The organism is Peribacillus sp. NPDC006672, assembly GCF_050274955.1.
Lineage (GTDB): Bacteria > Bacillota > Bacilli > Bacillales > DSM-1321 > Peribacillus.
In genome coordinates this window covers 27934-39859 of record NZ_JBNNOR010000012.1, presented here as the reverse complement: position 1 = coordinate 39859, position 11926 = coordinate 27934, and the positions used below count along the sequence as shown (strand labels likewise).

Below are 11926 nucleotides of genomic sequence, written 5' to 3'. Positions count from 1 at the left end.
ACCTCTCCGCCTCTTTGTTTCCCGATTATAGGAAAACTCCTCATTTTGGTTGAAATAATATTTTATCTTTTGTAAAATGAGCGAACCTTATCTATAGAATTTAATCGCCATTAGCCAGGCGCAAATTAATTTTTGGAATTAATTGATCTAATTCCCCAATACTATCAATAACATAATGAGCACCAGCTTTTTTAAATCTTTCTGCCACTACTTCCAGTTTTTCCGCTAAAGTTTCTGGATCTAGAGCATTCACTTCTTCTTCCTTCAACCCTAATTCACTGCTGCCTCTTAATATGCCCACACTCCAAGAACCCGAGTTAACTCCTTCTTTAATATCGCTCACTGTATCTCCTACTTTGATAAAATGCTTCATAGGATAGACTCCTAAATTCATGGCATTTTGATAAATCATCCACGGAAACGGACGTCCAGCAGGCACATCATCCGGCGTTACTAACATATCTGGAGCGTAGCCCCTTTTTTTCGCTCCTGCTGCAACAACTTCCATCATTTCAGCTGTATATCCAGTGGTAGAACCAATCTTTATTCCTTTTCTTCTCAGACGTTCAACTAATTCAATAGCACCCGGTATTGGATTACAATAGTTAGGGAGTATCGAAAACAGCATAGGTTCAAAATCTGCATATAGAGCATCGACATCTTTATCTTCAGGCAAATTACCATACTTACTTTTCCATAATTCTGCGATTCGGTCCATATCGCACATTTGTCGAATATGATCCCACTTTAAGAGGCCCATTGGTGCTCGTGCTTCCTCATCTAACACTTCTATTCCTCTTTTTCTAAATACCTCTTTGAACACCTCTAGTGGTGCAAAGCAACCATAATCAACAGTTGTTCCTGCCCAGTCAAAAATAACCGCCTCAATTTGGGGAGAATGATTATTCAAAACGCCAACCTCCTTCTTCGACAACATCGTTGGTATTTCTCCTATTTAAGTGAATGGGAGTTTTATTGTCATTATTATTAAAAGATGTGGTTCCTATATCTCCATTTTTCTATCTTTTAAAATTGGCTCTATACGGTAGTTTCTTCTACACTCACATCAACAACTTCAATTTCTTCATGAACATGAATGCCTCTTTTCTTTAGTTCATCAAAAATCATTGTCGGTTCAAATGCATCTTCTGGAATTAACACCCCTGTTTGCTTCACCAAGCCTTTAGCGATAATCTCAGTAGCTATCGCCATTGGGATTCCTACATTTCGAGTATAAGCTCTTAGCTTTTCCCATCCCTCAACGGATCCATCACTAGATGGGTGCGTATGGTATAAAACATGACGCTTTTTAACACCATCTTTTATCCCGACTACTTCAACATGGAGGGAATACCCGTATAACTCAGTTTCTTGTCCTGCCTTTGACTGAAGCAAGTAATCACCAATAATATCCATAAGGCCTATTTCTTTTTCATTCACCACCACTTTAGGGTTTGCAATGATTCCGTAGTCATATAGCGAACGAACTAACTGCATATTTTGTTTAGGCCAAGTACCCCTGACTTCGATTAGTTGTACGCCCTTATATGAAAGCGCTTTAGCTAGTGTGCGTGTTTCAGAATGAGGAATAATATATTGAACGGTTTCACCATACGGCTCAGGCAGTTTGATGTTTCTGGGCCTTGCGAATGGAGCAACTTGCACAAACTCACCTTTTTCAAAAACGATTCTTCCAGGAAGGTCTGGATCGTACTCATAAGTTGTTGTTTCTGTAATTGATTTTGAGAAGGCGATCGGCCTAAAAGACCCGTGGCTTACTCTAATAGATTCAATTTCTTCCAATTGATTGGCAGCGTGCATGGCCATCATTTGAGTTACACCTGGCGTCATCCCAAAACCTGGAACTGCAGTTCTGTTGTTGCTTTTGAAAATTTCTGAAAATTCATCTTCTGCACCAAATCCATTTAAATTGATTCCATGACATCCCGCTTCTGCAATACATGCCGTAGAAATACCATTTAATGTAATGGCAGTGCCATCCATTACTATATCGTAGCCCCTCATCTGCTCAACTGTTTCATCATGATTCATTACATTTACTTTCACGAAGTTCACACGAGGGTCGTTTAGTTCGTTAACTAATTTTTCCCCTAAAGCTTCATTGAAATCACCAATTGTAATTTCATCAAAATCGGAATACTCGACTAGATCAAGAACAGCTTCTCTACAGATTCTTCCGGCTCCACCTAAACAGAATACTTTCATTAGCAACATCCTCTTTTTTAAAAATATTCACTCAATTTGAGTTACTTAAAGTTTACCATATCAATATTGTTTTGTCCTGTTTTTGCTTGTTTTTTATTTGTTTTTATTTGTTTATTTTGTTTTCACTTTGTTCAAATTCTCCCTTTATTTATTTCTTAATGATAAAGAACTTTTCAAGCAGCTTTGTAGAACACCAAAATAAAGGGTAAATAAATAAAAGCCAAGTTCTTTAATCTCAAGAACTGGCTTTCCATTTTATATAACTATTTTAAATTATTATTTTAACCTTCTTGCACATCCGTACCACTTGGTATTCTATGCTCAATTTTTCTCTTTTCTTGTGATTTTGCTTGTCGATGTTCAATGTTGTTACTAATTTTAGTTAAAATAAAAGTAATGAAGACAGACGCACATACAAGTCCATAAAAGCCAGCACCAATTCCAATACCTACACCTCCAGCAAAAAACACCATAGCGGCAGATGTTAACCCTTGTACCCTAAGTCCGTCCTTTAAAATAAGACCAGCCCCTAAAAAACCCAGGCCAGAAACAATTTGTGCAGAAAGCCTCATAGGATCCATTCTAATATTTATATTAGAATGGCTGAAGACGTCAACACTGTAAATCGAAACAAGAGTGATTAGAGTGCAAGAGACAGAAACATAAGTAAATGTTTTTAATCCAGCTGGTTTGTTTTTTGCACTCCTATCCCAACCGATAAACATTCCTAGCAGAGCACTGATTACTAGCCTCAAATACATTTCTAAGTTTTGCAAAATATGCTCTTCGTAAAATACCATAAAATAATCCATTTGCTGATCCCCCTTCATAGGCAAAAAGTTTCCCTATATTACTGAGAGGTTATCTTCTTATTATTTTTCATCTATAGTAGTGTCTGCAACCAACCATTTTACATTGTTTTCTCTCAGTGGTGTTTCCCAATCACTTGGATGTTGTCTGTCGGATATCACCATACTTATATCTTGAAGATCCGCCATTTTATAATGGGTGCGTTTTCCTACCTTGGAATGATCAATTAATAATATAGACTTTTCTGATTGCGCGATTAGTTTCTTTGCTACCATACCTTTTGAAAAGTCATAGCTAGTTATACCACTTTTTATAGAAAGACCATCTGCCGATATAAAAAACTTGTCAATGTAGAGCCCATCCAGCATCTGTAATGTGAAAGGCCCAGATACTCTATGATGAGAAGTGTTAATCTCTCCACCTAACATGATAATTTTTCCTGAAAAAATATTTTGATGGTTTAAATCAATGAGAACAGAGAGGGAATTAATAGAAGTGGTATAAATAGTCAAGTTTTTCTTTTTCCGCAGATTTTTTGCCAATTGCAATGGTGTGCTCCCATCATCAATGGCTATTACATCGTTGTCATTAATAAGATTAACTGCTATTTCTCCGATTCTTCTTTTTTCGTCAGAATGTATGACCTCTCTTTCATCAGTGGAAGGCTCCCCATTAAAAAATGAATTTTCAATAGCCCCACCATAGACTTTTTTCAACTTTTCTTCTTGATGTAATTCATCTAAGTATTTCCGAATGGTTTCAGTCGAAACCTTTAATATGCCTGAAAGATCCTTAACCGTAACTTTTCCGCTAACCTCTAATAATTCAAGAATTTTTCTCTTTCTTTCTTCCCCAGCTAATGACAAGACTTTCACCCCAAAATTAGTATTTCCATCATTGTTTCATAAGTTTGATTAAATTACTATTCTAACCGGGTTTTCCAATAATCGTTAAAAGGTAATCCAATCTATTAAAAAAGTATAAGAAACAATGATGGAAGATACAAGTATTCTAAGGAAGAACCTAGTTATTAAATGCAGGTTTCTGCCAATAGCTGCTTTGCTCAATCGCAAGTAATAATGCTTCCATATCACTTTGATGTACGTTTCCGATGTTACCAATTCTAAACGTATTTAAATTGGTGACTTTTCCTGGATAGATTACAAATCCTTTTTCCTTTAACCTATTGTAAAATTCAGTGAATTTAAATTCCTTATCTTGTGGATAGTAGAAAGGCGTAATAAATGGTGACTGTAATTCATCGGGAAGCAACGGTTTGAAATTAAGCTTTTTCATTCCTTCTACAAGGATCCTTTGGTTATTTCTATATCTTTCTGCTCTTCTCTTTATTCCACCTTCTTCAGCTAATTCTTTTAATGCTTGTGCAAATGCTCGAACTACATGAGTAGGAGAAGTGAATCGCCACTTACCATTATTATTTTCCATAGTTTCCCATTGATCATAAAGATCCAGTGATAGAGACCTTGCGTTTGACTTGCATTTTGCAAACTCTTCAATTTTGACGATGGCAAATCCAAAACCAGGTACACCCTCGATACACTTATTTGCACTACTAATGAGAAAATCAATGTTTAGTGTATCTATATCCATTTCAATGCCACCGAAGCTGCTCATCGCGTCTACAATAAATATCTTGTTATGTTTTTTGACAATTTCACTTACTTTTTCAATAGGGTTTAGCATACCGGTTGTTGTTTCACAATGAACAATAGCAACATGAGTTATATCTTGATCATTCTCCAATGTTTTATTTAACTCATTCAGGTCTGGATGTTTAACCTCCCCACTATCTAATACAATCGTATTAATTCCAAGGATACCCGATATTTTTGCTATCCTATTTCCATATGCTCCGTTGGCTAGCACTAATAATTTTCCACTCTTCGGAATTACAGTTCCAATTACGGATTCCACACTAAAAGTCCCACTACCCTGCATCAAAACAGCTGAGTACTTATCCTTTGAATTAGTTGCTAGTTGTACAATTGACTTCCTGATATCTTGAACAATATTATTATAATCATCATCCCAAGTACACCAATCCTTCATCATTGCTAATTTAACTGTTTCTGTTGTAGTTAATGGACCAGGAGTTAGTAATAAATATGGATTGTTTGTAATATCTTTAACATTCATTGTAATTCCACCTTTTCTAAGTTTTTTACTCTTGTAAATTTCCTACTTGTTTGAATCTATGAATAATCAATTAATAAAAAACAGACTTACTTCAATTCTTAATTATTTCGTCCGCTAAATACGGTTCTATATTGTTTGTAGATGCACTATTTTCACGTTCGCTCATCGTTTTCAGTAAGACTACACAAATTAGTGATAAAACACCAAGTAACATGAGGTAGATTGCAGCAGGAAGCCACGAACCATTAAACTTTGCAATAAGCCAAGTAGCAATTAATGGTGCTGTACCTCCGAAAAGGGCGGCACCTAGTTGATAGCCTACAGAAATTCCTGTATAACGAATTTCTGCTTTAAACATTTCAGAGAATAAAGTGCCCATAACAGAAGTAATGATAGACCAAAGACCATATCCGATCATTACCGCGACGGTTAGCAAAAGTATTGATTTCTTAGAGAGTAAAAGGAAGTATGGTATTGAGAAGATAATTACTCCTAACGTCCCACCTATAAATATACTTTTCCTTCCAATCCGGTCAGATAATTTACCAATAAGAGGAATCATAAAGAGAGAAATTAGTGTTCCAATCGTCACGGCATTTAATACCGGACTTTCCGGCATCTTTAATGTATTAGTTGCGTATGAGACCCCAAAAGTCGCAAACATATAGAAAGGAGCGGTCTCAATGGCTTTTGCACCTGTAATCAAAAGTACTTCTTTCCAATGGTGTTTTAGTGTATCAGCAATCGGAAGTTTAGACACTTTGCCTTCATCTTTTGCCTTTTGGAAATCTGGTGTCTCCTCTAAACCATTCCGTATCCATAAACCGATTAGGACTAGCGCCAAGCTTCCAACGAATGGTATACGCCACCCCCACGAAAGAAAAGCGGCATCTGGCAACAATCTCACCAGGGATATGGTAGCGGTGGCAAGGATCATTCCTACAGCTGCTCCCATCATCGGGATACTTCCTGCAAAACCACGTTTTTCTTTCTCTGTATATTCCACTGCAAGTAGGACTGCTCCTCCCCATTCACCTCCCACAGCGATTCCTTGAATCAACCTTAAAGTTACAAGCAAAAATGGTGCCCAAACCCCAATAGATTGGTAACCAGGTAATAAACCAATGAGGGCCGTACTTACACCCATGATTCCAAGGGTATATACCAATGACTTTTTTCTCCCAATTTTGTCTCCAATGTGGCTAAAAATAATACCTCCAAGTGGACGAAAGAAGTAAGGGATCCCAAAAGATGCTAATGCGATCAGTAAACCTACCGCTGGACTAAAATTCGGGAAGAACAGTTTGTTGAAAACTAATGCAGCCACAGTACCATACAACAAATAATCATAATATTCTATTGAACTACCAATCAAACTTGCAACCAAGGCTTTCCTTTTGGTCTTTTTCGAGTGAACTATTACCGACATAAAAACCCCCCTTTTTTGAAATTCCAAAGATTGAAAGCGTTTTCTAATGTGTAAAATAACATATCACATTTTCTGACAATTGTGAATATTTTTTCTATATTATTTTTTATTTAATTGGCACTGAGGTTTTTTTATGTTGGTTTTTATTTGTTTTCTGAAATATATGTTAAAAACTAAAATTTATAACTTTTTACTTATGAGGGGGATAAAGGAACGTTTATAGCTAGAATACATTTTACCCCAGTTTCCTTTTTGCGGTTGTAGGCCGTGGTCTGTTAAAAGTTTATTGACTGGAACCTATGTAATCCATAGGCAGTCAAGAGCCAATGAATGTTTTTTATAACAGAAAATGAGATTTCATTTAATTTGTACTAAATTAAAAGGAATAATCTTACTTAAAAAGGCTATTTACGAGCCTCAACCCTCTTCGTTCGAGAATGGACGCATGTTAAAAGCGCTGAAGAGCATTTCAGCGCTTTTTTAAATAAATACTTTTCTGGATGAAAACATAGGTAACCATCACTGTGAACTAAAAAACAACTTTCAATTGTTCCAATTCTTTTTTCAATTCTCAAAGTATTAATTTTAGTACTTTGTAACTTTATAAATAAATTCATTATAGCAACATAATAATTAGGTACGAATAAGATTTTTGATTTTTGAGAGATTTAGTGACATTTTGGAAAAACGATAGATTTATGAAGGAGACGGATCATAGAGATGAAATTACCGGCACTCCATTGGATTTATGTTGTATTTATTGAATTGATAATCGGATTTATGGTAAAACGTCGTATAAGACAAGGAATACCCGGTTATAAAATGGATAAAATTTAAATACATAAATAATGAGAATCCAATATAGTACTGGATTCTCAAATAGATTGAATTAGGTAAAATTATTGTAAATGGTTTTGTTGTTGTCCCATTTGGCCATATTGCTGATTGCTCATTTGTTGTTGACCTTGTTGTTGACCTTGTTGCTGACCTTGCTGTTGACCTTGCTGTTGACCCTGTTGACCCTGTTGACCCAATTGGTTAAATTGCTGTTGTGCTTGACCTACTACTTGATTGATTTGGTTAAGCGCTTGATTTGTTTGTGCATATTGAAGACATTGGTTTAAAGATTGGATTGCTTGTTGAATGGACTGTTGTAATTGTTGATCAGTTTGTTGCAGTTGGTTTTGTGCTTGGCTAGCAAATTGCTGGATTTGTTCCATTAATTGATTTTGTTGTTGATTTTGCTGTTGATTTTGTTGTCCTGTTTGTTGCCCTGAATTTTGCCCGCTATTTGATAGTGAATTTTGAAGGTGATTCAATTGAGTTCTAAAATCACTTAACTCTTGAGCAATTTCAATATCCACCGTTTTTTTAACTTCTGATTCAATCTTTTTTTTAGTATTATTATCCACAAAAAATCCCTCCGTATTGAAAATTAACCCTTAAAAAAAGGCCCTTTATTAAATTGTTCAATACATGTGGTAAATATCCATAAAGATTTAAAAACCTTATCAAAGGCCATTACCAATCCAGCATTTCAGTGTAATTGCATTACAAATAAAAAGAGGCCTCTGAAGGATTACCACATTTGGGTAGTACAATAATATAAATGTCGCATTTATAATCCATCCTCTTTATTATGCAGCAAACATTTTAGTGAAAGTAGCCTTATCTGCAGTTATCTTTTTAGACCTCTGGAATTTATATCACCCCGACTAGGCAGCTATCCCGAAGACCGAATCAAATATTCCAGGTGCAACCTTAGTCTTAGCCCCATTTTCCATCCACATCAAGCTTTTTTTGGACTGCTTATTAAGTACTGTTTTAGAGCTTTAATAAGTACCGATTTTGTTTTACTACCATTAAATCCATTACGTAACAAGACCTGATTTATAACGATTTTTACGTTTTTTTGAGGTGGACCTGACTGTGTCATCTCCCCTGTTCGAAGGTTTGGTATCCTCTTTATTATCAGATTGCACAAGGAAAAATACTCTGGCCAAATAATCAGGTTGAGGTTGCTTTCTGAACTAAGTATTTACATCATAAGTGAAAATAAAAGTAGATAAGCCTTTAAATTCATGAAACAACTCACCCCGCCATACCTCCCTCATAATCTGTAACTAGGCATATTATGAGGGGTGACGGATCATGGAGATGGAATTAACGGCACTCCATTGGATTTATGTTGTATTTATTGCATTGATAATTGGGTTTATGGTAAAACGTCGTGATACTACCCTCATCTGTATAATTGGAATTTTTCTTTTGGCTTTAGTGGCAACAGGCAGTTTAGCCTCATCCATAAGCGGGATATTCAACAGCTTCATTTTTGCAATCACGGAATTAATGCCCACGATATTAATCATTTCAATCATAGTCGCCATGAGCACGGTTTTAACGAAGTCCGGCATTAACGATGTCATGATTGCACCATTTGCGAAATTCATTAAAAATCCTACACTTGCCTTTTGGATTATCGGGATCGTCATGATGTTCATATCCTGTTTTTTCTGGCCCTCACCGGCCGTTGCCTTACTTGGGGCGGTCCTGCTTCCCGTTGCATTACGTGCTGGTTTACCTGCGTTAGGCGTAGCGATGGCGATGAACCTTTTTGGCCATGGAATAGCATTATCAGGGGATTTCATCATTCAAGCTGCACCTAAACTAACGGCGGATGCCGCTTCCATACCAGTCGGTGATGTCATCGCTGCAAGCATTCCTCTTGTCATAACAATGGGGGGCGTCACCACCATCTCTGCCTTTATCCTTTTAAAGCGGGATATGAAACTTGGAAGAATCAAGGCGGCGGATAATGAAGGGATCGTCCAAGATCAAACATTCAGTGAAGATCTGCTCACACTGGCACAAAAGAAGTTTTTTGCCGTCTTCATTCCGATTGCTTTTCTGTTAGATGTTGTGGCATTGTCGATTTTGAAGCTGCAAGGCGGTGATGCCACGGCGTTGGTTGGCGGTACAGCCGTTTTCATTTTGCTGATTTTATCCCTTGTCGCTCATAAACAACAAGGACTTGAAAAATCAACGGCCTATTTGATTCAGGGTTTTCAATTTGGCTTCAAAGTATTCGGACCCGTCATTCCAATCGCTGCATTCTTCTATTTAGGTGATTCTGGCTTCAATCAGATTATCGGTGCCTATTTACCAAAAACTTCTCTCGGCATCGTTAATGATCTCGGTGCTGCCTTAGCGGCTTCCGTTCCTTTAACGAAAGAAATAGCCGCCGTCACATTAACGGGCATCGGTGCCATCACCGGCTTGGATGGATCGGGCTTCTCAGGCATTTCTTTAGCGGGATCGGTTGCCAAACTATTTGGAACGGCAATCGGAAGCGGAACCGCCACATTGACCGCCCTTGGGCAAATAACCGCGATTTGGGTTGGCGGAGGCACCCTGATTCCATGGGCATTGATCCCAGCCGCTGCAATTTGTAACGTCAGTCCTTTTGAACTTGCACGCCGGAACCTGCTGCCGGTAACCATTGGTTTAGTAGTCACTACAATAGTCGCGATGTTTATCATTTAGCTTAATGTACTCCTGTGTTCCTAAACAGGGTAGATTGATTTTAAATAATTCTAAATCGATCGACATAGCGGATTGATTTATCGATAAATTACGATATCTTACTTGAAGGGTTAGTTTATAAAATGAGGGGCTATCAATATGAAACAAAAAAATCGCATACCCCTGCTAAGCTTAAAAATGCTTGATAAGCGGAAAAGCTTATGCTCAAAATGGATATGCAACTGCATCTATCGAAGACGTATCAACCTACTCTGACAGTTGTAAAGGAAACAAATATTTTCAGTTTATAAGCAATTTTCTCCCCCTCTTTCTATTGCTGGTTATTGCTTTCACAACCTTGCTTGTTTATAAAAAACGAAATCCCCTGCATGAATGAAACAGGGGATTTCGTTTTTTAGGTGGCAAGTCTAATATTAGGATTATCGGACAATACCCCCTAAATGAATAGGGTATAATCTTGGCAAACATATTAGCCTGATAATGCTGAAATACACCGAATTGAATATCATATTAAAAAAAATCATTCACTATGTTCCTTTAAAAATTGAATGGTTTTCCCAAAAGTTTGTTCAGCATGCGGGATGGTAAAATCAAATTGGTATTCATGACCTAAGTCCGTATTTGTTCCATCAAATAGAACACTTTCTATTTCCACTCCTTGTTTTTCAAGAACGTCTATAAGTTCTGCTGATTGTGGTGCTAGTGGATCCGCATCTCCAACTGTCAAAAAGGTCGGAGGGTAATATGGTGTTATATGTTTAACTGTAGACATCTCATTCAGTCTAGAGAAAGCTTTATAATCCTTTTTCCCTGTATATGCCCAAAACACCGAGTCGATCCCCTTCTTTATCACCGGAGAAGACTGAGTACCCATTTCGTCCATGTTATAAATCCCACAATATAAAAGTGCACCTTTTAACTGTGCTTTATCAATTGAAGGTTGAATATCCATTGACTTTGCCAGTGCTTCATTCGTTATTAACGCAACGGTTTGACTAGCGATTTGCGCACCAGCTGAGTCCCCCCCGATAAATAGAGTATCCATATCACCACCGTATTTAGCGATATTCTCCTGTAAAAACTTGAGGGCTTGGTTGGCTTGCAGAATTGGACCGGGATATTTTTGTCCTGGTGCAATCGCATAGTTTATATTGGCCACGACATATCCTTCATTGGCTAATGCCATACCATATTCTTTTGTTTGTTCCTTACTGCCTGATACAAAAGCACCTCCGTGTATCCACATGATAACGGGGAGTGGTTTATTCATATTTTTGGGATAATAAATATCTAAAATACTATTATCCATTCCATGCTTATCATAAGTTAAATCTTTTTCGACATGGACCTGTCCTTTAATTATTTCCATGTTTTTAGGAGATGCAAAAGAATCTGCTTCGAAAAGCTGCTTGATCATAAAGGTATTAAGTACCGGTGTGAATTTCCCTATTATTAATACAAGGATAATTGGAATGATCATGATAGAGATGGGAATCATCCATCGTTTTTTCTTATAAAATTTGGTCGTTGTTCTCAATTGCGTCAACCCTTCTTTATTTATTAAACATGAAAATCTGGATAGAGATCCATACTTCCAAAAAAAAATTTGAAACATTTGTTTCGCTTCATGTTCTTTATTTCAAATATAAATTTTTTGTACCGTTATGAGTCAATGTGTAATCATATCCCTTAACATACTGGCTGAGACTTTAGCTGCTCCAATTTGAGCCTTACATGATAATATACATGATTTTAATAAAT

Annotated in this window: 9 protein-coding genes; 1 reads left to right on the top strand and 8 read right to left on the bottom strand. The window is 36.9% G+C overall.

The window, feature by feature from the left end; genetic code table 11:
- Window positions 1–100 precede the first annotated feature (100 nt).
- From phnX to ACQKKK_RS18740, 7 genes are all read right to left on the bottom strand, one after another.
- The gene (gene phnX, locus ACQKKK_RS18770) at window positions 101–910 is read right to left on the bottom strand and encodes a phosphonoacetaldehyde hydrolase (protein WP_427618126.1); all 810 of its coding nucleotides are present in this window, start codon (window positions 908–910) and stop codon (window positions 101–103) included.
- Between the two features lie 128 nt (window positions 911–1038).
- A complete protein-coding gene (locus ACQKKK_RS18765) occupies window positions 1039–2226 on the bottom strand; it encodes a saccharopine dehydrogenase family protein (RefSeq protein WP_427618124.1) in 1188 nt (395 codons plus the stop codon).
- A 281-nt stretch (window positions 2227–2507) separates the two neighbouring features.
- Window positions 2508–3038 carry an MgtC/SapB family protein gene (locus ACQKKK_RS18760; protein ID WP_427618122.1) on the bottom strand — a complete coding sequence of 177 codons (531 nt, stop codon included), beginning with the start codon at window positions 3036–3038 and terminating at the stop codon, window positions 2508–2510.
- A 60-nt stretch (window positions 3039–3098) separates the two neighbouring features.
- On the bottom strand, window positions 3099–3902 hold the full coding sequence (locus ACQKKK_RS18755; RefSeq protein ID WP_260287411.1) for a DeoR/GlpR family DNA-binding transcription regulator: 804 nt from the start codon (window positions 3900–3902) through the stop codon (window positions 3099–3101).
- A gap of 157 nt (window positions 3903–4059) precedes the next feature.
- On the bottom strand, window positions 4060–5178 hold the full coding sequence (phnW, locus tag ACQKKK_RS18750; protein WP_427618271.1) for a 2-aminoethylphosphonate--pyruvate transaminase: 1119 nt from the start codon (window positions 5176–5178) through the stop codon (window positions 4060–4062).
- 106 nt (window positions 5179–5284) lie between these two features.
- A complete protein-coding gene (locus ACQKKK_RS18745; protein WP_427618120.1) occupies window positions 5285–6622 on the bottom strand; it encodes an MFS transporter in 1338 nt (445 codons plus the stop codon).
- Between the two features lie 899 nt (window positions 6623–7521).
- Window positions 7522–8034, bottom strand: a complete 513-nt coding sequence (locus tag ACQKKK_RS18740; protein ID WP_427618119.1) for a hypothetical protein — start codon at window positions 8032–8034, stop codon at window positions 7522–7524.
- A gap of 739 nt (window positions 8035–8773) precedes the next feature.
- Here ACQKKK_RS18740 and ACQKKK_RS18735 point away from each other — a divergent pair.
- Complete coding sequence (locus ACQKKK_RS18735; RefSeq protein ID WP_427618117.1) at window positions 8774–10165, top strand: hypothetical protein; 1392 nt, start codon at window positions 8774–8776, stop codon at window positions 10163–10165.
- Between the two features lie 520 nt (window positions 10166–10685).
- Here ACQKKK_RS18735 and ACQKKK_RS18730 read toward each other — a convergent pair.
- Window positions 10686–11702, bottom strand: coding sequence for an alpha/beta hydrolase (locus tag ACQKKK_RS18730; protein ID WP_427618115.1), 1017 nt, complete (start codon window positions 11700–11702; stop codon window positions 10686–10688).
- Window positions 11703–11926 lie beyond the last annotated feature (224 nt).